We start from the raw sequence: 20,839 nt of genomic DNA on the forward strand, positions 1-20,839 counted from the left end.
TAACTCCTCAACGCTGGCCGACGCGGAGGTCGGCGGGCAACTGGCGGGCCACTTCGGCGGCACCGGCGGACAGGCTGAAGTCGAACGCCGGGGCGACCTCCAGCGACTTCGGCAGCACGCCTTCGGCATGGAAGAAATCGGCGGCGGTCTGCAGGGTGGCGGCAACCTCCGGACCGAAGACCACAGGACTGATGCGCGCCTCGCCAACCCAGCGCCGAGTGACTTCGCGCGGCATGTTCAGATCCTTGGCCAGGGCCTCGGCGAACGCCTCCGGGTGCCTCAGGGCCCAGGCCTGGGCACGCGCCAGGCGGGTCAGCAGGTCGCTGATCGCGGCCTTCTTGCGGGCGATCGCAGCGTCGCTGGCCAGGGCATAGGAGTAGCCGGTCATGATCCCGGCACCGTTGTCGATGACCCGCGCCTGATCGAGCAGCACGGCGCTGGAGGTATAGGGCTCCCAGGGCACCCAGGCGTCTACCGAGCCACGCACCAGGGCGGCGCGGCCGTCCACCGGACCAAGGAAGGAAAAGCTTACGTCCTGCGGTCCGAGGCCGGCGCGACGCAACGCGCCAAGGGCGAGGAAATGCCCCCAGCCGCCGCGATTGACGGCAATGCGCTTGCCCTTGAGGCCGGCCACCGAACGGATCGGCGAGTCCTTGCCGACCACCAGCGCCACGGTCGCCGGGTTGAAGTGCCAGGCGCCCACCGCCTTGAGCGGCGCGCCGGCAGCGTAGACGAAGAGGAACGGGATGTCGCCGGTAAAGCCTATGTCCAGGGCCCCGGCGTTGAGCGCCTCGAGCACCGGTGCACCGGAGGGGAACGCCGACATTTCCAGCTTGTACGGCAGGTCGTCGAGCTCGCCGGACGCGCGCAGGGCGGCGTAGCGGTCGCCCTTCACATCGCCCAGGCGCAGGCTGATGAGGTCGGCGGCGCTGGCGGCTCCAGCCAGCAGGGTCGCGGCCAGCAGGCCGGCAAGCACACACAGGGGTCGTTTCATGGGCAATCTCCAGGCAGCTCCGCACGGAGCCGGGGCTATCCTGGGCTATCCGTTCCGCCGGTGCGGTCGCCGACAAGGCCAGGGTCGAGAATCGTGGGAGGTACGTTTCAAAGACTCAGCGCCGCCCTCCCCGCCGCGCTCCAGACGCTATCTTTCTGTGGCGTGTGGACCCGTCCGCAAAGCACGTCGCGGTAGTGCCGCTGTAGCGGATTGTGCCGGCTGAGGCCGTGGTTGCCGCTCAGTTCCAGGGCCTTCTCGACCACCGCCAACGCGTTGTCGATGACCGCGACCTTGAGCAGCCCGGAGTCGCTGGCGGGCAACTGTCCGCAGCACGCGGCATCGAGCAGCAGGCGGTTCTGCAGGAGCAGGCCGTCGATCCCGCCGAGCGCCTCCTGCATCCTCGGCAGGCTCGCCAACGGCGCGCCGAGACTGGCCGGCACGCGCTCGCGCAGCCAGCCGACGAGCCACTCGCGGGCGCTCCCGGCGATACCGTCGTAGAGCGCGCCAAGCAATACCGCGCTAGCCTGGGCGAAGTCGCGCAGCACGGCCTGGTCCGGCGCCGGAGGCTGGTCGTGGGGATGCAGGCCGATGGCGTTTTCCAGAGGCACCGCCACCTCTTCGAAGAGCACCTCGTGGCTGCCGCTGGCGCGCATGCCCAGATGGTCCCAGCTCTCCACGATACGGATGCCTGGGCTGTCGCGGCGCACCAGCCAGGTACCCACGCGGGGGATCGGCTCGTCGCTGCGCGCCCATACCGCCAGCCAGGTCAGGCCGGGAATGCCGGTGGTGTAGAGCTTGTGCCCGGACAGCTGCCAGCCGTCGCCGACACGCCGCGCCAGCGTACCCGGCAGACCGCCGCGTGACGGCGAACCCAGCTCGGGCTCCACGCGCAGGCTATTGATCAACGCCCCCTGCTCCAGCACCTCGCGCGCCACGCGCCGCTTGAGCGCGCCGGGCCAATCGGGGTTATCGGCCAGGCGCCGCAAATGCAGGTACTGCATGCACAGCACCAGGGCCGTGGAGGGTTCGCCACGAGCCACCGCGCCGATTACCCGGCGCAGCTCGCCGAGGCTGGCGCCGGGACCGCCGAGCGCAGGCGGCAAGGCCAGGGCGAGCAGTCCGTGGTGTCGCAGCAGGGCCAGGTTGGCATGGGGAAAATCTCCGCTGCGGTCATGGGCATCGGCGCTTTCCGCCAGTTGCCGGGTCAGTTCCGGCAGCCATTCGTCGAACGCCGCCGAGGGAGTCTGCAGGACGGCCATGGGATCAGGCCGTGGCGCGCCGGCGCTCGCGCTCGGCGACTTTGGCGCGGGTCAGCGGGATCAGCTCGCGGCCATATTCCACGGCATCGGCGAGGGGATCGAAACCGCGAATGAGGATATTGCGCACGCCCAGGTCGTAGTAGGCGAGCAGCGCGTCGGCCACCTGTTCCGCGGTACCGACCAGGGCGGTGGAGTTGTGCCCGCCACCGACCAGCCTGGCGATTCCGGTCCAAAGGCGCTCGTCGAGGCGCTCGCCCTGCTCCACCGCCTTGAGCAGACGCTGGGCGCCGACGCTCTGCGGCTTGCCCTTGGGGAAGCCGGCCTCGCCCAGGCGCGCGCCGGCGCTTGCGCGTATCGCCTCGGCCTTGGCCCAGGCCTCGTCCTCCGTGCGCCCGAGGATGGGCCGGAACGACAGGCTGAATTCCACTTCGCGACCATTCGAGCGCGCCTGTTCGCGCACAGCGGAGATGGTTTCGGCGGCCTGTGCCAGGGGTTCGCCCCAGAGCATGAACACATCGGCCTGCTTGCCGGCGACCTTCAGCGCGGCTTCCGAGGAGCCGCCGAAATACACCGGAATGTGCGGTTTCTGCTGTGGACGGATGGCCGAGAAGGCGTGCTCCACGCGGTAGTACGCGCCGTGGAAATCGAAGGGTTCGGTGCTGGTCCAGGTGCGCTTGAGCAGTTCGATGAATTCGTCGCTGCGGGCATAGCGCTGGTCGTGGTCGAGATAATCGCCGTCCTTGCGCTGGTCGGCGTCGCTGCCGCCGCTGATGATATGCACCGCCAGGCGCCCGTCGAGGATGTGTTCGAGGGTCGCCAGCTTGCGCGCGGCCAGGGTCGGGGCGACGAAACCGGGGCGGTGCGCCAGCAGCAGACCGATCCGGGAAGTGGCCAGGCCAGCGGCGGCGGCCACCAGGAATCCATCCGGCTGGTCCGACCAGTAGCCGACCAGGATTCGATCGAAGCCGGCCTCTTCGTGGGCGCGTGCGAAAGCGGCGATGTAAGGCTTGTCGAGGATAGGTCCGACCGGCGCGAGGGTCTCCGAGGCCAGGCGATGGCCGATCATGCCGAGAAACTGGATGCTCATGGTCCGTACTCAGTGGAAGGCTTCGTTGAAGGACGTGTCGATCACCGTGGAAGTGTCGAACGGCTTGGGCAAGGCACCGGTCTGCAGCAGGAAATCCGCGGTCTCCTGGTAGTCGGTGGCGGCCTGGGCGTCTACCGGGCCGACGCTCATGCCGGCCTGGCCGATCCAATGGCGGGAGACTGCCCGGTCGAGATTGGCCTTCTGCGCCCAGAGGTCGGCGTACTGCTCCTTGTGTGCCTCGACCCAGGCCCGTGCCTTGCGCAGGCGGCCGAGGAAGTCGGCGATCTGCGCGCGCCTGGGCTCGATGGAAGCAGCGTTGGCGGCGATGCTGGACAGCCCCGGCATCAGGTCGCGGGCGGTGAGAATCGGCCGTGCGCCGGAAACCACGATCTGCTGCGAGATATACGGCTCCCACACCGGAAAGGCATCGATGCTGCCGCGCGGCAAGGCGGCGGCGGCGTCGATCGGCATCAGCTTGACGAACTCCACGTAGTCCTTCGGCAAGCCGGCTTTCTCCAGCGCGCGCAAGGTCAGTTGCTGGCTCCAGGCACCGGGCCAGTAGGCGACTTTCCTGCCCTTGAGATCGGCAATGCTGCGCACCGGAGAATCCTTCGGCACCAGCAGGGCTATGGTATCGAGGTTCTGCCGCGAGACGCCGACCAGCTTCACCGGCGCACCCTTGGCGGCGAGGAAGATGAAGCCCGAGTCGCCGAGGAAACCCAGGTCCAGCGCTCCGGCCTGCAACCCTTCGGCCACCGGCGCGGCGGACTGGAAATGCTTCCATTCGACCTGGTAAGGCGCGCCTTCGAGAACTCCCGAGGCCTCCATTGAAGCCCGCACGTTGTAGTAGTTCTGGTCGCCCACACGCAACGTCGGCAGGTCTGCGGCCTGGGCCAGGGAGGCACCGAGCAGAAGCGTGGCGAAGCTGGTTAGCAGGTATTGCTTGAGTTTCATCGGAGCTCCTCAACCGGCGTGCCGCAACAGCGGCAGGCGGGCGATATGGTCATGTATGGCGGGAATCAGGCCCTGGCCGTAGCGCACGGCGTCGCCGAGCGGATCGAAGCCTCGAATCAGGAAGGTCGAGACGCCCAGCCGGTAGTACTCGCCAAGCGCAGCGGCAACCTGCTCGGGGGTGCCTACCAGGGCGGTGGAGTTCCAGCGCGCCCCGGTCAGCCGGGCCACGCCGGTCCACAAACGGCTGTCGAGCACCTCGCCCTGCTCGGCGGCGGCCAGCAGGCGCTGCGAACCGACGTTCTGCGGCTGGTGGTCGCGCAGCGGCAGACCGAGGCGCGCACGGTTCTCGCGGACCTGTTCGAGCACCTCGGCGGCACGCTTCCAGGCGGCCTCCTCGGTATCCGCGACGATCGGCCGGAATGACACCGAGAAGCGCGGATCGCGTCCCTGGGCCTTGGCGGCGGCGCGCACTCGGCGGATATGCCCGTCGACCGCGGCCAGCGGCTCGCCCCAGAGCATGTAGGTGTCGGCGTGCCTGGCGGCGACCTCGATGGCTGCGTCGGAGGAGCCACTGAAATAGATCGGTATGTGCGGCGACTGGCGCGGGCGCACCGCTGGCGAGGCGCCCTGGAAGCGGTAGAACTCGCCGTCGAAATCCACCGGTCCCGTGGCGGTCCAGATAGCACGCAGGGCTTGCAGGTATTCATCGGTACGGGCGTAGCGGCGGTCATGGTCGAGGTAGTCGCCATCGCGCGCGAGGTCCTCGTCGTTACCACCACTGACTACGTTCAGGGCCAGGCGGCCCTCGCTGAACTGATCCAGGGTGGCCAGTTGGCGTGCCGCCAGCGGCGCTGCGATCACCCCCGGGCGATAGGCCAGGAGAACGCCAAGGCGCCGGGTGGCAGCGGCGACGAAGGAACTGACCACCGTGCCCTCGGCGGCATTGCTGAAATACCCCACCAGCACCCGGTCGAAGCCGGCGTCCTCATGGGCCTGGGCGAAACGCCGGACGAAACCGGCGTCCACAGCCTCCCCCAACGGCTGGTCCACCTCGGAACTCGGTGTGGCGGTGATCATGCCGAGAATTTCCACGCTCACGCTGTTGCCCTCGCCTGGGCCGCTCGACTGATAAGGTTGGCGGCTGTCGTTATAAGAAAAACATCTGCATGGGTGCTTTTCTTAGAAGCTACAGGCTGAAACTACATGATGGAAATTCATTTTTGTCATATCTTAATATGCTAAACACGCATATTTAGCTTTTCCGTCTTTGCGTTTCCCAAGGCGGACACTATGCGTAGCCGCCCTCGCTCCCTCTTCCCTCTGAAGCGAAAAGGGGCTCGCAGGGGAATGTTGATCCCGACTGCAGCCCCTTCTCATTCACGCTCCCGTCTCCCGGGGATCTCCCGGCGCCGCTACTCAACCGGCTTGCATATCCAACCCCTCGGCCACCGCCCTGCCGAACAGCCGTGCCGGCGTCTCCAGATTGCCCAGCAGGCGCGGACGCACCAGCCAGAGCTGGATCAGCGGCTGGAAATCCTCCAATTGCAGCACCTGCAACTGATCGCGGTAGCGGCTACGCGCCAGGGCCGGCGCCGGCACCAGGCCGAGACCCCGGCCCGCGGCGACCAGGCCCAGTTGCAGCTCGCTGCCGAAAGTCTCGAGGTTCAGTTGCAGGCCCAGGCCCTGATCGGCCAGGGCCCGTTGCAGGCCGGCACGGAAGCCGCAGCCATCGGGGTTGAGCACCCAGCCATGGTGGTAGCAATCGAGCAGGCGTCGCGCCTGGATGGCACTGTCGCGGGCGACCACCACGCAGAGTTCCATGCGCCCTAGGGGCGTGGCGCCGAGTTCTTCGGGGAACACCTTGCTTGGCGGAAACAACACCACTGCCGCGTCCAGTTCGGCATTCTCCAGGCGCGCCAGCAAATGGCTGCCCCAGCCAGTGCCGACCTGCGCGCGCAGCTCCGGGTACTCGTCGGCCAGCCGCCGAAGGGCATCCAGCAACACCACCTCGCCGATACTCTGCGGCACGCCCAGGCGCAGCACGCCACTTGGTGTGGCGTCGCCGGCCACCAGTTCGCGCAGGCCATCCACCTCGCGCAGCACCCGCCGGCACTGTTCGTAGACCCGCAGTCCGCTGGCGGTGGGTTTGAGCGGCTTGGTATTGCGGTCCAGCAATGCCACTCCGAGGGACTCCTCCAGGCTCTGTACCCGCCGGGTGATCGCAGACTGGGTCAGGCCCAGGCTCTCGGCGGCCTGGCTCAGGGAAGCGTTGCGGATCACCGCGACGAAGGCGTCGATGTCATCGATTTTCATGGGGCCGGCACCAATTGCATTTCTCGCATATTAGCTTATATTCAAAATGCATTTCAGGAATAAAAAAGCGTTTGCTACCGTACCGCCAGAACTTCCCGGAGTGAATCCCCGCATGTCATCCATCCTGCGCCTCGACCGCCTGCGCCAGTTCATCGGCGAGCTGGCGACACTGCTCGACAGCCGTCCCGACGAATCCACCCTGCTCACCCAAGCCCCCCCCCTGCTGGCCGAGCTGGTGCGCCAGGACGACTGGCTGCCGGAAGACTGCGCCCGCCCCGATCCACAGCGCTACCAACAGTACCTGCTGCATGTCGACTCACGGCAGCGCTTCTCGGTGGTCAGCTTCGTCTGGGGGCCGGGCCAGATCACACCGGTACACGATCATCGGGTCTGGGGCCTGATCGGCATGCTCCGCGGGGCCGAATACTCGCAGCCGTACGCCTTCGATGCGGGGGGGCGTCCGCATCCCAGCGGAGCCCGTCGACGCCTGGAGCCCGGCGAGGTCGAAGCGCTGTCGCCACGCATTGGCGACGTGCACCAGGTGAGCAACGCCTTCAGCGACCGCACATCCATCAGTATCCACGTCTACGGCGCCAATATCGGTGCGGTACGGCGTGCCGTGTTCAGCGCCGAAGGTGAGGAAAAACCCTTCATTTCCGGCTATTCCAACAGCCGCTTGCCCAATATCTGGGACCTGTCGAAAGAGAACCCCGCATGAGCCAGATCGCCGTACGCACCTTCCACGATATCCGCGCCGCTCTCCTCGCCCGCCGGGAGCTGGCGCTGCTCGACGTGCGCGAGGAGGACCCGTTCGCCCAGGCCCATCCCCTGTTCGCCGCCAACCTGCCGCTGTCCAGGCTGGAACTGGAGATCCATGCCCGGGTGCCGCGCCGCGACACGCCGATTACCGTCTACGACGACGGCGAAGGCCTGGCGCCGGTCGCCGCGCAACGCCTCCTCGACCTCGGCTACAGCGACGTGGCCTTGCTCGATGGCGGCCTGTCCGGTTGGCGCAACGCCGGCGGCGAGCTGTTCAGGGATGTGAACGTGCCGAGCAAGGCCTTCGGCGAACTGGTGGAGGCCGAGCGCCACACGCCATCGCTGGCCGCGGAGGAAGTACAGGCTTTGCTCGACGCCAGGGCCGACGCGGTGATCCTGGATGCCCGTCGTTTCGACGAATACCAGACCATGAGTATCCCCGGCGGCATCAGCGTGCCCGGCGCCGAACTGGTGCTGCGCGTCGCCGAACTGGCGCCGGACCCGCGCACCCGGGTGATAGTCAACTGTGCCGGGCGCACTCGTAGCATCATCGGTACCCAGTCGCTGCTCAACGCCGGCATCCCCAACCCGGTGGCGGCATTACGCAACGGCACCATCGGCTGGACGCTGGCCGGTCAGCAACTGGAACACGGCCAGACGCGACGCTTCGGTGCGATCTCGCAGGACACTCGCAAGGCCGCCGCCCAGCGCGCCCGTGCCGTCGCCGACCGCGCCGGCGTCGAACGCCTCGACCTGGCCGGTCTGGCCCAATGGCAGGACGAGCACGACCGCACCACCTACCTGCTCGACGTACGCACGCCCGAGGAATACGAAGCCGGTCACCTGCCTGGCTCCCGCTCCACGCCCGGTGGCCAGCTGGTTCAGGAAACCGACCATGTCGCCAGCGTGCGCGGCGCGCGCCTGGTACTGGTGGACGACGATGGCGTACGCGCCAACATGAGCGCCTCCTGGCTGGCCCAGATGGGCTGGCAGGTCGCGGTACTGGACGGACTCTCCGACGCCGACTTCAGCGAGAGGGGCGCCTGGAGCGCGCCGCTGCCGGGGCAACCCCGGGCCGACACCATCGACCCGACCACCCTCGCCGCCTGGCTGGGCGAACCGGGCACCCGGGTGCTCGACTTCACCGCCAGCGCCAACTATGCGAAACGCCACATCCCCGGCGCCGCCTGGGTATTGCGCAGCCAGTTGAAGCAGGCACTGGAACGGCTGGGCACGGCCGAGCGCTACGTACTCACCTGCGGCAGCAGCCTGCTGGCGCGCTTCGCCGTGGCGGAAGTCCAGGCACTCAGCGGCAAGCCGGTGTTCCTTCTCGACGGCGGCACCAGCGCCTGGGTCGCCGCGGGCCTGCCGACGGAAGACGGCGAAAGCCTGTTGGCGTCGCCGCGCATCGACCGCTACCGCCGCCCCTACGAAGGTACCGACAATCCGCGCGAAGCGATGCAGGGCTACCTGGACTGGGAGTTCGGCCTGGTGGAGCAACTCGGTCGCGACGGAACCCACGGCTTCTTCGTGATCTGAAGCCATTACCCGACGAAATCGGAGAGTCATCGAATCGACGCCGGGCAGGCTGCGGAAACGATCCGGAAGTGCGGAAGAGCAGCGCCCCGAAAATGCAAAAGCCCCGCTCAGCGGGGCTTTTCAGTACGCGGATATGGCGGAGGCGGTGAGATTCGAACTCACGGAAGAGTCTCCCCTTCGACGGTTTTCAAGACCGTTGCCTTAAACCACTCGGCCACACCTCCGCATCGCGGGGCGCCATAGTACCGGATAGCAACACACTGTCAAACTCTATCGATTGGCCCTGGCAGAGGCTTTGCTATCATGCCCATCAGTACGTCATGGACCCGTTCCCGTTAAGGAGTACCCACACCATGCAAGAACAGCAATATCAGCTGAACTCCGCCGTCGCGGAACAGCGTGAAGTCAGCGGCGTTCTGCGCAATACCTACGGCCTGCTGGCACTCACCCTGGCCTTCAGCGGCCTGGTGGCCTACGTTTCGCAGCAGATGCGCCTGCCCTATCCGAACGTGTTCGTGGTGCTGATCGGCTTCTACGGCCTGTTCTTCCTCACCGTGAAGCTGCGCAACAGCGCCTGGGGGCTGGTCAGCACTTTCGCCCTGACCGGCTTCATGGGCTACACGCTCGGCCCGATCCTCAACATGTACCTCGGCCTGCCCAACGGCGGCAGCGTCATCACTTCGGCGTTCGCCATGACCGCCCTGGTGTTCTTCGGCCTGTCCGCCTATGTGCTGACCACCCGCAAGGACATGAGCTTCCTGTCCGGCTTCATCACCGCCGGCTTCTTCGTCCTGCTGGGCGCCGTGCTGGTATCGCTGTTCTTCCAGATCAGTGGCCTGCAACTGGCGATCAGCGCCGGCTTCGTCCTGTTCTCCTCGGCGATGATCCTCTACCAGACCAGCGCGATCATCCACGGCGGCGAACGCAACTACATCATGGCCACCATCAGCCTGTACGTGTCGATCTACAACCTGTTCATCAGTCTGTTGCAGATCTTCGGCATCGCCGGCGGCGACGACTGATAGAAAGCGCCTCCGGAAAAGCCCGTCCCCGCGACGGGCTTTTTCATTTGCGGACCGGCAAAACACAGGCATTGGTTTATCATTCGAAGAAATCCTTCGCGTATCGCAGCATGAAATTCGCCATCGCCCTATTCGACCCTCCCCACTCCCCCGCCGCCCGCCGCGCGCTGCGCTTCAGCGAAGCCGCGCTGGCCGGCGGGCACGAAATCGTCCGCCTGTTCTTCTACCAGGACGGCGTGCACAGCGCCTCGGCCAACGTCGTGAGCGGCCAGGACGAGTTCGACCTGCCCGCCGCCTGGCGCGAGTTGGTCGAGCGCAACGGCCTGGACGCCGTGGTCTGCATCGCCGCCGCCCTTCGCCGCGGCGTGCTGAACGCCGAGGAAGCCGAACGCTACGGCCGTCCCGGCGCCAACCTTGGCGCACCATGGGAACTGTCCGGACTCGGCCAGTTGCACGAGGCGGCGCAAAGCGCGGACCGCCTGGTCTGCTTCGGAGGCGACCGATGAGCCAGTCGCTGCTGATCATCAGCCGCCAGTCGCCCTGGTCCGGCCCGAGCGCCCGCGAGGCGCTGGACATAGCCCTGGCCGGCGGCGCCTTCGATCTACCGGTCGGCATGCTGTTCCTCGACGACGGCGCGTTCCAGCTGGCTCCCGGCCAGCATCCTGCGCACCTGCAGCAGAAGGACCTGCAGGCCAACCTGCAGGCCCTGCCGATGTTCGGCGTGGACGACCTCTACGTCTCGGCCCGCAGCCTGCGCGAGCGTGGCCTGGCGGAAGAGCGCCTGGCCCTCGCGGTCGAGGTGCTCGACGACCAGGCCCTGCGCGACCTGCTGCAACGCTACGACCAGGTGATTACCCTCTGATGGCCACGACCCTCCACGTACTGTCCCGCTCGCCGTTCAATGACGGCCGCCTGGGCAGTTGCCTGTACCTGCTCAACCCCGGCGACGGCCTGCTGCTCTGCGGCGACGCCGTGCACGCCTTGCTGGCCGGCAGCCACGCCTGCCAGGCCCTGGAACTGATGCCGGCGGAAATCGAACTGTTCGCCCTGCTGGAAGACCTCCAGGCGCGCGGTATCGAGGACGTCCCCGCTCGCCTGGTGGCGGTGGACTACCCCGGCTTCGTCGAACTCGCCACCCGCTTCGACAAGGTCAACAGTTGGCTATGACGCTCCTTACGCTGGAAGGCCGGGAAATCCGGCTGGACAAGGACGGCTACCTCGCCGCCCTCGACGATTGGTCGGAGCCGGTGGCGGAAGCCCTGGCCGCCCGCGAGGAGCTGGCCCTGACCGCCGAGCACTGGGAGATTCTCCAACTGCTCCGCGAGTTCTATGCGGAGTTCCAGCTGTCTCCGGCCAACCGCCCGCTGATCAAGTACGTCGCCCAGCGACTGGGTCCGGACAAGGGCAACAGCCTGCACCTCAACCACCTGTTCAAGGGCGCCCCGGCCAAGCTTGGCGCGAAGCTGGCCGGCCTGCCGAAACCGAGCAACTGTCTATGACTATCTCGACTCCCGCCGAACATCCGTTCGCCCAGTTCGTCCGCATCCTCGGCAAAGGCAAGCGCGGAGCGCGCAGCCTGACCCGGGAGGAAGCCCGCGAGGCCCTCGGCATGATCCTCGACGGCAGGGTCGAGGACACCCAGCTGGGCGCCTTCCTCATGCTCCTGCGGCACAAGGAGGAAAGCAGCGAGGAACTGGCCGGTTTCACCGAGGCGGTGCGCGAGCGCCTGCAAGTCCCGTCCTTGCGCGTCGACCTCGACTGGCCGAGTTACGCCGGCAAGAAGCGCCACCTGCCCTGGTACCTGCTGGCCGCCAAGTGCCTGGCCGGCCATGGCGTGCGCATCCTCATGCACGGCGGCGGCGCGCATACCGCCGGACGCCTGTACAGCGAACAGTTGCTGGCGGCGCTGGAGATCCCGCTCTGCCACGACTGGCTGCAGGTAGAGCAGGCCCTGGAGCGCGGCCACTTGGCGTTCATTCCGCTCGGTGCCTGGATGCCGGTGCTGCAACGCATGATCGATCTGCGCAATACCCTCGGCCTGCGCTCGCCGATCCATTCGCTGGTTCGCCTGCTCAACCCCCTGAATGCGGATTGCATCCTGCAGAGCATCTTCCACCCCGGTTACCAGGAAACCCACCGCGAGGCCAGCCGCCTGCTCGGCGACCGGGCCATCGTCATCAAGGGCGAAGGCGGCGAGGTCGAAGTCAACCCGGACGTCGTCGCCCACCTGTATGGTTGCGACCAGGGCGAAGCCTGGGACGAGGAATGGCCGGCATTGTCGACGCACCGGCACATGAAGCCGGAACAGCTCGACCCGGGTTTCCTTCGGGCCGTCTGGGACGGCCGCGAAGGCGACGCCTATGGCCACCTGGCGGTGCTCTCCAGCATGGCCCTGGCGCTACGGGCCCTTGGCAAGAATCGCGAAGAAGCCTTCAAGGAAGCCGCACACTACTGGGCGACCCGAAACGAATCGATCTGATCGATACGAATAGCCCTTTATTTATATAAATTTATCGATCGCCCGACACTAGACTGTTCCTCCAACGACGTATGGAGGAACCCGCTCATGGGACAGTTGATCGATGGCCGCTGGCACGACCAGTGGTATGACACACAGAAAGACGGCCGCTTCCAGCGCGAAAACGCCCAGCGCCGCCATTGGCTGGGCGAGCCGGCGTTCCCCGCCGAGGGCGGGCGCTACCATCTCTATGTCTCGCTGGCCTGCCCCTGGGCCCATCGGACCCTGATCGTGCGCAAGCTGAAGGGGCTGGAGTCGCTGGTGGATGTTTCGGTGGTCAGTTGGCTGATGCGCGAGAACGGCTGGACCTTCGACCCCGCCCACGGCTCCACTGGCGATCGCCTCGACGGCCTGGCCTTTCTGCACCAGCGCTATACCCGCGACGACCCGCACTACAGCGGCCGGGTCACGGTGCCGCTGCTGTGGGACAAGCGGGAGCAGAAGATCGTCAACAACGAATCAGCCGATATCGTCCGCATCTTCAACAGCGCCTTCGACGCCATCGGCGCCAACGCGCTGGACTTCTACCCGGAGCCGCTGCGCGAGGAGATCGAACGCCTCAACGGACGCATCTATCCTGCGGTCAACAACGGCGTGTACCGTGCTGGCTTCGCCACTCGCCAGGACGCCTACGAGGAGGCCTTCGTCCAGTTGTTCGAGGAGCTGGACTACCTGGAAGGCTTGCTCGGCGAACGCCGCTACCTGGCCGGCGAATACCTGACCGAGGCCGATATCCGCCTGTTCACCACCCTGGTGCGCTTCGATGCGGTGTACCACGGACACTTCAAGTGCAACCTGCGGCGCATCGAAGACTACCCGAATCTTTCCGGCTGGTTGCGCGAGCTGTACCAACGTCCGGGCATCGGCGAGACAGTGGACTTCGAACATATCAAGGGGCACTACTACGCCAGCCACCGCACCATCAACCCGACCGGGATAGTACCGCTGGGCCCGCGTCTCGACCTGGCGCGCGCGCCAGGCCGGGAACGACTTCCCGGCAAGGGCATCTGGGGAGAAGGCTGAAGGCTCAGGCGTCCTCGCGGGCGCCTTCGAACCAGGCCAGCTTGTCGCGCAGTTGCACGACTTCGCCGACGATCACCAGGGTCGGCGCATGCACTTCGTGCTCAGCCACCAGTTGCGGCAGGTTTTCCAGGGTTCCGGTGAATACCCGCTGCTGGGCGGTGGTCCCCTGCTGGATCAGCGCCGCCGGGGTCTGGGCGGAGCGACCGTGGGCGACCAGTTGCTCGCAGATCACCGGCAATCCCACCAGGCCCATGTAGAACACCAGGGTCTGGCCAGGCGCTACCAGGTCCTGCCACGGCAGGTCGGTGGTGCCGTCCTTCAGATGACCGGTGACGAAACGAACCGATTGCGCATGATCGCGATGAGTCAGTGGAATCCCGGCGTAGGCCGCGCAGCCGCTGGCCGCGGTGATTCCCGGCACGACCTGGAAAGGTATGCCGTGGGCAGCCAGTTCGTCGATTTCCTCACCGCCGCGGCCGAAGATGAACGGGTCGCCACCCTTCAGGCGCAGCACGCGCTTGCCCTGGCTGGCCAGCTCCACCAGCAGGCGGTTGATCCGATCCTGCGGCACCGCATGTTCGGCGCGGCGCTTGCCGACGTACAGGCGTTCGGCATCGCGGCGGCATAATTCGAGGATCGACGGCGCCACCAGGCGATCGTAGAGCACCACGTCGGCCTGCTGCATCAGGCGCAGGGCACGGAACGTCAGCAGGTCCGGATCCCCCGGCCCGGCCCCGACCAGATATACCTCGCCCGTGGCTATGTGCGCGAGGCCGCCGGCCAGGCGCTCTTCCAGGAGACGCTCGGCTTCCGCCGGACGGCCGGCCAGGACACGCTCGGCGATCTCGCCCTGGAACAGGTTTTCCCAGAACACCCGGCGCTGCTGCAGGTCGGGTAGCAATTCCTTGACCCGGTGGCGGAAGCGGCTGGCGAGTCCGGCCAGTTGCCCGTAGGTCGAGGGAATCCAGGTTTCCAGCTTGGCCCGGATCAGCCGCGCCAGCACGGGCGCATCGCCGCCGCTGGAGACCGCCACCACCAGCGGCGAACGGTCGACGATGGCCGGGAAGATCACGCTGCACAGGGCCGGCGCGTCCACCACGTTGACCGGTATCCCGCGCGCATTGGCCGCTCGCGACACCTCGGCGTTCAGCGGTTCGTCGTCGGTGGCGGCGATGATCAGGGCGCAGCCGGGCTGGTCGCCGTCCTGGTAGTCGCGTTCGAGCAGCTCGCCGCCGCCCTGCTCCACCAGATGCCGCAGTTCGATGTGGATCTGCGGCGCGACCACGCGCAGGCGCGCGCCGGCGTCGGCCAGCAGGCGCGCCTTGCGCAGGGCGACTTCGCCGCCGCCGACCACCAGCGCGAGGCGCCCTTGCAAGGAGTGGAACAGCGGCAGGAAATCCATGTCAGCCGATCACCTCGATGCCAGCCATGTAGGGCTTGAGGACTTCCGGCACACGGATCGAGCCGTCCGCCTGCTGGTAGTTCTCCAGTACCGCCACCAGGGTGCGACCGACGGCCAGGCCGGAGCCGTTGAGGGTGTGCACCAGCTCGGGCTTGCCGGTTTCCGGATTGCGGTAGCGGGTCTGCATGCGCCGGGCCTGGAAGTCGCCGCAGTTGGAGCAGGAGGAAATCTCGCGGTACTTGTCCTGGCTGGGAACCCAGACTTCCAGGTCGTAGGTCTTGGTCGCACCGAAGCCCATGTCGCCGGTGCACAGCGCCAGCACCCGATACGGCAGCTCGAGCAGTTGCAGGACGCGCTCGGCGTTGGCGGTCAGGCCTTCCAGCGCCTCGTAGGAGGTGGCCGGATCGACGATCTGCACCATCTCCACCTTGTCGAACTGGTGCTGGCGGATCATGCCGCGGGTATCGCGCCCGGAGGCACCAGCCTCGCTGCGGAAGCACGGGGTATGGGCGACGAACTTCAGCGGCAACTGCTTGGCATCGAGGATCTGCCCGGAGACGATGTTGGTCAGCGAAACCTCGGCGGTCGGGATCAGGTAGAGGTCGGCTTCGCCGTCGCGGCCGATCTTGAACAGGTCCTCCTCGAACTTCGGCAACTGGCCGGTGCCTTGCAGCGCCGGAGCCTGGACGAGATAGGGCGTGTAGGCCTCCTCGTAGCCATGCTCGGCGGTATGCAGGTTGATCATGAACTGCGCCAGGGCGCGATGCAGGCGGGCGATCGGGCCGCGCATGAGGGCGAAGCGCGCGCCGGAAAGCTTGGCGGCGGTCTCGAAATCCAGCCAGCCGTGCCGTTCACCGAGGGCGACATGGTCCTTGACCTCGAAATCGAAGGTCTTCGGCGTGCCCCAGCGACGCACTTCGACGTTGGCGTCCTCGTCGGCACCGACCGGCACCGACTCGTGCGGCAGGTTGGGAATGCCCAGCAGCATGGCATCCAGTTCGCCCTGGATGGCGTCCAGCTGGCGCTTGCCTTCCTCCAGCTCGGAGCCCATGCGGTCGACATCGGCCAGCAGCGGCGCGATGTCCTCGCCACGTTGCTTGGCCTGGCCGATCGCCTTGGAGCGCGCGTTGCGCTCGGCCTGCAGTTGCTCGGTACGGGTCTGTACCGACTTGCGCTGCTCTTCCAGCGCTTCGATGCGCGCGACATCCAGTTGGAAGCCACGGGTGGCCAGGCGGGCAGCCACTTCTTGCGGCTGGGTGCGTACCAGTTTGGGATCGAGCATGCTCTTTTCTCGTCTCGTGTCGGTTATCGGCGGTTCTTGGCCCGGTTGGCGCTTCGCCGGCCCCGGCGACGTCATCGACGCCGTCGCGGAAGCCTGGCTAGCTCCGCCGAGCCCATACCGCTCAGGATTTTCTGCGTTGGCGGGGACTGGTGCGATCCAGCTCGGCCAGGTGTTCCAGCTTGTCGCGGATCTTCAGTTCCAGGCCCCTCGGCACCGGTTGATAGTAACGCCGCGGCTCCAGATCCTCGGGGAAATAATCCTCTCCGGCGGCATAGGCATCCGGCTCGTCGTGGGCGTAGCGGTATTCCTCGCCATAGCCGAGGCTCTTCATCAATTTGGTCGGCGCGTTGCGCAAGTGCAATGGCACTTCCCGCGAGCCGCTTTCGGCGACGTCGCGCATCGCCGCGTTGAACGCGCTGTACACCGCATTGCTCTTCGGCGCACAGGCCAGGTAGACGATGGCCTGGGCCACCGCCAGCTCGCCTTCGGGGCTGCCCAGGCGCTCCTGCACGTCCCAGGCCGACAGGCACAGGCCGAGGGCGCGAGGATCGGCGTTGCCAACCTCCTCGCTGGCCATGCGCACCACCCGCCGGGCGATGTACAGGGGATCGCAGCCGCCGTCGAGCATGCGCGCGAACCAATAGAGTGCCGCATCGGGATTGGAGCCGCGCACCGACTTGTGCAGCGCGCTGATCTGGTCGTAGAACGCCTCGCCGCCCTTGTCGAAACGTCGGCGGGTATCGCCGAGCAGATTCTGCAGCAGCTCGGGGCTGATCTCGCTGCCGTCCTCGGCGAGGTCGGCAGCGTTCTCCAGCAGGTTCAGCAGGCGCCGCCCATCGCCGTCGGCGGCGGCCAGGAGAACCTGGAAGCTCTCCTCCGGCAGCCTCAGCTTGCGCTTGCCGAGGCCCTTGTCCTCGTTCAGCGCGCGGCCCACCAGCTTGCGCAGGGCGGCTTCGTCGAGGCTCTTGAGGACATACACGCGAGCCCGCGAGAGCAGCGCGTTGTTCAACTCGAAGGACGGGTTCTCGGTGGTCGCGCCAATGAAGATCAGCGTGCCGTCTTCCACATAGGGCAGGAAGGCATCCTGCTGGCTCTTGTTGAAGCGGTGCACCTCGTCGACGAACAGGATGGTCCGGCGCCCGTATTGCGCGGCGTGCTGCTTGGCCACCTCGACCGCCTGGCGGATCTCCTTGACCCCGGACAGCACCGCGGAAATGGTCTCGAAATGGGCGTCCGACACCTGCGCCAGCAGCCGCGCCAGGGTGGTCTTGCCGACTCCCGGCGGGCCCCAGAAGATCATCGAGTGCAGCGCGCCCTGCTCCAGCGCCTCGCGCAAGGGCTTGCCGCGGGCCAGCAGGTGTTCCTGCCCCACGTACTCGTCCAGGTTTGCGGGCCTCAGCCGTGCCGCCAGGGGCTGCGCGATGGGCTCGCTGCGGAACAGATCCACGGCTTGCGCTTACTCCTGGATCACGTCGACGCCCGGCGGAACGTCGAAGGTGAATTGCTTGGCATCCAGCGCCTCGTTCATCTTCACGTCGAAGAACAGGATGTTGGTGCGCTGGCCGACGCCATCGATCATCTGCATGTCGTTCACCTTGCCGCTGCGGAACGACAGGCGCAAGGTGTCGAAGAGGGTGTCCTTGGTCTTCGGCTTGAGTACGAAATCGACTACGTTGCCGCCTTCCTTGTAGGTGATGGCGAAGCTTTCGCTGATCTTCGAGATGTCGCCGGAGAGCAGCAGCGCCGGCGTCTGGGTCAGGCGCTGGTCGAGCTTCTGGATGGTCACCTGTTCCAGGTCCGGGTCGTACAGCCAGACCTTCTCGCCGTTGGAAATGAGCAATTGCTCGTTCGGCGCATCGGTATGCCAGCGGAACAGTCCCGGCCGCTTCAGGCTCAGTTGGCCGGCGGTTTCCTGCAGGCGCGTGCCGCTACCGTCCAGGGTCAGTTGGGAAAAACGCGCGGTCAGGGTCTGGGCCTTGTTCAGCAGGCCGGTCAGGCGCTGGACGGCGGCGCTGTCGTCGGCATGGGCCAGCGAAGCGCCCATGGCCAGGGCGGCAACGAACAACGTGCGGATCAGTCGCATCGGAATCCTCTAAAACCTGTCGGGTTCAATCACGAACCGGCGCCGGCGCGATGACTTCGCGGGAGCCGTTGGTATTCATCGGGGTGACCACGCCGGCCATCTCCATCGCCTCGATCATCCGCGCGGCGCGGTTGTAGCCGATCTTCAGCTTGCGTTGCACGGCGGAGATCGATGCCCGGCGACTCTCGGTGACGAAACGTACCGCCTCGTCGTAGAGCGGGTCGTCCTCGCTGCCTTCGCCGGAGCCGTCGCCGCCATCGAAGGAACCGCCACCGCCGCCGCCTTCGTCGACGCCAGCGAGGATGTCCTCGATGTAGTCGGGCGCGCCGCGCAGCTTCCAGGCCTCGACCACCCGGTGCACCTCGTCGTCGGAAACGAAGGCGCCGTGCACGCGAATCGGCAGGCCTGTGCCCGGCGGCAGGTAGAGCATGTCGCCGTGGCCGAGCAGTTGTTCGGCGCCACCCTGGTCGAGGATGGTGCGCGAGTCGATCTTGCTGGAGACCTGGAAGGCGATCCGGGTCGGGATGTTGGCCTTGATCAGGCCGGTGATCACGTCCACCGACGGCCGCTGGGTCGCCAGGATCAGGTGGATACCGGCCGCCCGCGCCTTCTGCGCGATACGGGCGATAAGCTCCTCGACCTTTTTGCCGACGATCATCATCATGTCGGCGAATTCGTCGACCACCACCACGATGGTCGGCAGGGTGCTCAGTTGCGGCGGCTCGTCGTCCGGGCTTTCGCGACGGAACAGCGGGTCGGTCAGCGGCGTGCCGGCCTCCTCGGCGTCCTTCACCTTGCGGTTGAAGCCAGCCAGGTTGCGCACGCCCATGGCCGCCATCAGGCGGTAGCGCCGCTCCATCTCCGCCACGCTCCAGCGCAGGGCGTTGGCGGCTTCCTTCATGTCGGTGACCACCGGGCAGAGCAGGTGCGGGATCCCTTCGTAGATCGACAGTTCGAGCATCTTCGGGTCGATCATGATCAGTCGCGCCTCGCTCGGCGTGGACTTGAACAGGATCGACAGGAGCATGGCGTTGACCCCCACCGACTTACCGGAGCCGGTGGTACCGGCCACCAGCAGGTGCGGCATCTTCGCCAGGTCGGTGATGATCGGCCGACCGCCGATGTCGTGGCCCAGGGCCAGCGGCACGGTGGACTTGTGCTCGTCGTACTCCGGCGACGACAGCACTTCGGAGAAGCGCACCATCTGCCGGTCTTCGTTGGGAATCTCGATGCCGACGGTGGTCTTGCCGGGAATCACTTCCACCACCCGCACGCTGATCACCGCCAGCGAGCGCGCCAGGTCCTTGGCCAGGTTGGAAATGCGGCTGACCTTGACCCCCGCCGCGGGCTGGATCTCGAAACGGGTGATCACGGGGCCCGGATGCACCGAATCCACGCTGACCTCGACGCCGAACTCCTTCAGCTTGATCTCCAGCAGGCGCGACATCGCCTCCAGCGACTCGGGCGAGTAGCTCTTCTGCTTCACTTCCGCCGGGTCGAGCAGCGACAGCGGCGGCAGGGTGCCCTCCACCGCCGTATCGACGAACAGCGGCGCCTGCTTCTCTTTCAGCACGCGCTTGCTCGGCTCCGGGGCCTTCGGCGGCGGTGGCGGATCGATCTTCGGCGGCGGGCGCTTCTCCCGCTCGCTCATGTGCTTGGCCAGGGCCTCTTCGCGTTCCAGCAGGCGCTCCTTGGCCTTGGACTGTTCGCGGCGGTCCGGCACGCTCGGCGCCACCACCTCGGCGACGCGCTCGTCGACCTCGCGCAGTTGCGCGACCAGTTGCTTGCGCTCGGCGCGCGCGCCCATCCAGCGATTGAAGGCGTTCTGGATCAGTTCGAAGAAGTCCAGGGTGATCTTGCCGGTGACATCCATCACCTTGAACCAGGAGAGGTCGGCGAACACCGTCAGGCCGAAGAGGAACAGGGCGAAGAACACCAGCGTGCTGCCCTGCACGTTCAGCGCATCCACCGCGACGCGGCCCAGGCTCTGGCCGATGGCGCCGCCGGCCGAGGCGCTGGCCGGCATGTGGCCGCTGGCGTGGAAATGGATGTAGGCCAGTGCCGAGCCGGCCAGGATCAGGAAGATCAGCCCGACCAGGCGCCACGAAAACAGCCAGGTGTTCCATTCCCACGGCAGGTTGCGGCGGCGGAATACCTGCCAGGTCTTGATGCCCAGCAACAGCGGAAAGAGGTAGGCGAAGTAGCCGAGCGTCATGAACAGGATATCGGCGGATACCGCACCGAGCCGACCGGCGGCATTCTGCACCTGGTCAACCTGGCTCGAGTGACTCCAGCTCGGATCGGCCGGGTCATAGGTGAGCAGAGCCATCCACAAGTAGAGGCAGAGCGCGCCCAGCGCGATCAGGACCCCTTCCTTCAGGCGGGAATGCAGTTGCTGACGCCATGCGGCGGCATGGCTCGCGGTGGTCGAATCCTTCAAATCGCTATTTTTCCTGCGCACGGCTGGTGCTTTAGAAGCTGTCTTGGTCAAAACGCGCCTATTGTACGGCTTTAGGGAAACTCTGAAAAATCACACCCGAAATCAGCGGCAATCCGTGCGTGGCTGATCCCGGCCCCGGGGTTTTGCCGGCCTTTTGCGGATAG

Annotated in this window: 20 protein-coding genes and 1 tRNA gene; 9 read left to right on the forward strand and 12 right to left on the reverse strand. The window is 66.6% G+C overall.

Annotated features, from left to right (window positions below):
- Nucleotides 1-7 precede the first annotated feature (7 nt).
- From VQ065_RS18725 to VQ065_RS18750, 6 genes are all read right to left on the reverse strand, one after another.
- The gene (locus tag VQ065_RS18725) at nucleotides 8-994 is read right to left on the reverse strand and encodes an aliphatic sulfonate ABC transporter substrate-binding protein (RefSeq protein ID WP_003113358.1); all 987 of its coding nucleotides are present in this window, start codon (nucleotides 992-994) and stop codon (nucleotides 8-10) included.
- Between the two features lie 107 nt (nucleotides 995-1,101).
- Complete coding sequence (locus tag VQ065_RS18730; protein WP_003090379.1) at nucleotides 1,102-2,253, reverse strand: acyl-CoA dehydrogenase; 1,152 nt, start codon at nucleotides 2,251-2,253, stop codon at nucleotides 1,102-1,104.
- Between the two features lie 4 nt (nucleotides 2,254-2,257).
- Nucleotides 2,258-3,340, reverse strand: coding sequence for an LLM class flavin-dependent oxidoreductase (locus VQ065_RS18735; protein ID WP_003090380.1), 1,083 nt, complete (start codon nucleotides 3,338-3,340; stop codon nucleotides 2,258-2,260).
- A gap of 9 nt (nucleotides 3,341-3,349) precedes the next feature.
- Complete coding sequence (locus tag VQ065_RS18740) at nucleotides 3,350-4,294, reverse strand: ABC transporter substrate-binding protein (protein WP_003130939.1); 945 nt, start codon at nucleotides 4,292-4,294, stop codon at nucleotides 3,350-3,352.
- A 9-nt stretch (nucleotides 4,295-4,303) separates the two neighbouring features.
- A complete protein-coding gene (locus tag VQ065_RS18745) occupies nucleotides 4,304-5,371 on the reverse strand; it encodes an LLM class flavin-dependent oxidoreductase (RefSeq protein WP_073660186.1) in 1,068 nt (355 codons plus the stop codon).
- A gap of 339 nt (nucleotides 5,372-5,710) precedes the next feature.
- Nucleotides 5,711-6,607, reverse strand: a complete 897-nt coding sequence (locus VQ065_RS18750) for a LysR family transcriptional regulator (protein ID WP_003090383.1) — start codon at nucleotides 6,605-6,607, stop codon at nucleotides 5,711-5,713.
- A gap of 112 nt (nucleotides 6,608-6,719) precedes the next feature.
- On the opposite strand from VQ065_RS18750, the gene VQ065_RS18755 reads away from it, so the two are divergent.
- Both VQ065_RS18755 and VQ065_RS18760 read left to right on the forward strand, forming a co-directional pair.
- The gene (locus tag VQ065_RS18755; RefSeq protein WP_003090384.1) at nucleotides 6,720-7,325 is read left to right on the forward strand and encodes a 3-mercaptopropionate dioxygenase; all 606 of its coding nucleotides are present in this window, start codon (nucleotides 6,720-6,722) and stop codon (nucleotides 7,323-7,325) included.
- Complete coding sequence (locus VQ065_RS18760; protein WP_003090385.1) at nucleotides 7,322-8,905, forward strand: rhodanese-related sulfurtransferase; 1,584 nt, start codon at nucleotides 7,322-7,324, stop codon at nucleotides 8,903-8,905. The genes VQ065_RS18755 and VQ065_RS18760 overlap by 4 nt, the downstream gene beginning before the upstream one ends.
- A 134-nt stretch (nucleotides 8,906-9,039) precedes the next feature.
- On the opposite strand, the gene VQ065_RS18765 is transcribed toward VQ065_RS18760, so the two are convergent.
- Nucleotides 9,040-9,129: transfer RNA gene (locus VQ065_RS18765), tRNA-Ser, on the reverse strand.
- A gap of 129 nt (nucleotides 9,130-9,258) precedes the next feature.
- On the opposite strand from VQ065_RS18765, the gene VQ065_RS18770 reads away from it, so the two are divergent.
- The 7 genes from VQ065_RS18770 (at nucleotide 9,259) to VQ065_RS18800 (ending at nucleotide 13,468) form a co-directional block, all read left to right on the forward strand.
- Nucleotides 9,259-9,927, forward strand: coding sequence for a Bax inhibitor-1/YccA family protein (locus VQ065_RS18770; RefSeq protein ID WP_003090386.1), 669 nt, complete (start codon nucleotides 9,259-9,261; stop codon nucleotides 9,925-9,927).
- 110 nt (nucleotides 9,928-10,037) lie between these two features.
- A complete protein-coding gene (gene tusD, locus VQ065_RS18775; RefSeq protein WP_003090387.1) occupies nucleotides 10,038-10,433 on the forward strand; it encodes a sulfurtransferase complex subunit TusD in 396 nt (131 codons plus the stop codon).
- Entirely contained in the window at nucleotides 10,430-10,789 is a 360-nt protein-coding gene (gene tusC / locus VQ065_RS18780) for a sulfurtransferase complex subunit TusC (protein WP_003090389.1), read from the forward strand. The genes tusD and tusC overlap by 4 nt, the downstream gene beginning before the upstream one ends.
- The gene (gene tusB, locus VQ065_RS18785; RefSeq protein WP_003090391.1) at nucleotides 10,789-11,094 is read left to right on the forward strand and encodes a sulfurtransferase complex subunit TusB; all 306 of its coding nucleotides are present in this window, start codon (nucleotides 10,789-10,791) and stop codon (nucleotides 11,092-11,094) included. The genes tusC and tusB overlap by 1 nt, the downstream gene beginning before the upstream one ends.
- Complete coding sequence (locus VQ065_RS18790; RefSeq protein ID WP_003090393.1) at nucleotides 11,091-11,426, forward strand: TusE/DsrC/DsvC family sulfur relay protein; 336 nt, start codon at nucleotides 11,091-11,093, stop codon at nucleotides 11,424-11,426. Before tusB ends, VQ065_RS18790 begins: the two co-directional genes overlap by 4 nt.
- Nucleotides 11,423-12,406 carry a glycosyl transferase family protein gene (locus VQ065_RS18795; protein ID WP_003090395.1) on the forward strand — a complete coding sequence of 328 codons (984 nt, stop codon included), beginning with the start codon at nucleotides 11,423-11,425 and terminating at the stop codon, nucleotides 12,404-12,406. The genes VQ065_RS18790 and VQ065_RS18795 overlap by 4 nt, the downstream gene beginning before the upstream one ends.
- Before the next feature lie 87 nt (nucleotides 12,407-12,493).
- Nucleotides 12,494-13,468 carry a glutathione S-transferase family protein gene (locus VQ065_RS18800; protein ID WP_003090397.1) on the forward strand — a complete coding sequence of 325 codons (975 nt, stop codon included), beginning with the start codon at nucleotides 12,494-12,496 and terminating at the stop codon, nucleotides 13,466-13,468.
- 4 nt (nucleotides 13,469-13,472) lie between these two features.
- Here VQ065_RS18800 and cysG read toward each other — a convergent pair whose 3' ends face one another.
- The 5 genes from cysG to ftsK form a co-directional block, all read right to left on the reverse strand.
- Nucleotides 13,473-14,870, reverse strand: coding sequence for a siroheme synthase CysG (gene cysG, locus VQ065_RS18805; protein WP_003108773.1), 1,398 nt, complete (start codon nucleotides 14,868-14,870; stop codon nucleotides 13,473-13,475).
- A 1-nt stretch (nucleotide 14,871) separates the two neighbouring features.
- A complete protein-coding gene (serS, locus tag VQ065_RS18810) occupies nucleotides 14,872-16,152 on the reverse strand; it encodes a serine--tRNA ligase (protein WP_003090402.1) in 1,281 nt (426 codons plus the stop codon).
- Between the two features lie 121 nt (nucleotides 16,153-16,273).
- Nucleotides 16,274-17,599: a replication-associated recombination protein A gene (locus VQ065_RS18815; protein ID WP_003090411.1), complete on the reverse strand. Its 1,326-nt coding sequence runs from the start codon at nucleotides 17,597-17,599 to the stop codon at nucleotides 16,274-16,276.
- Between the two features lie 9 nt (nucleotides 17,600-17,608).
- Nucleotides 17,609-18,235: an outer membrane lipoprotein chaperone LolA gene (gene lolA, locus VQ065_RS18820; RefSeq protein ID WP_003090414.1), complete on the reverse strand. Its 627-nt coding sequence runs from the start codon at nucleotides 18,233-18,235 to the stop codon at nucleotides 17,609-17,611.
- Between the two features lie 25 nt (nucleotides 18,236-18,260).
- The gene (ftsK, locus tag VQ065_RS18825) at nucleotides 18,261-20,696 is read right to left on the reverse strand and encodes a DNA translocase FtsK (RefSeq protein WP_003131123.1); all 2,436 of its coding nucleotides are present in this window, start codon (nucleotides 20,694-20,696) and stop codon (nucleotides 18,261-18,263) included.
- Nucleotides 20,697-20,839: the final 143 nt, after the last annotated feature.

Origin of the sequence: Pseudomonas sp. KBN10P06128 (assembly GCF_037574945.1) — a bacterium.
Classification (GTDB): Bacteria; Pseudomonadota; Gammaproteobacteria; order Pseudomonadales; family Pseudomonadaceae; genus Pseudomonas; species Pseudomonas aeruginosa.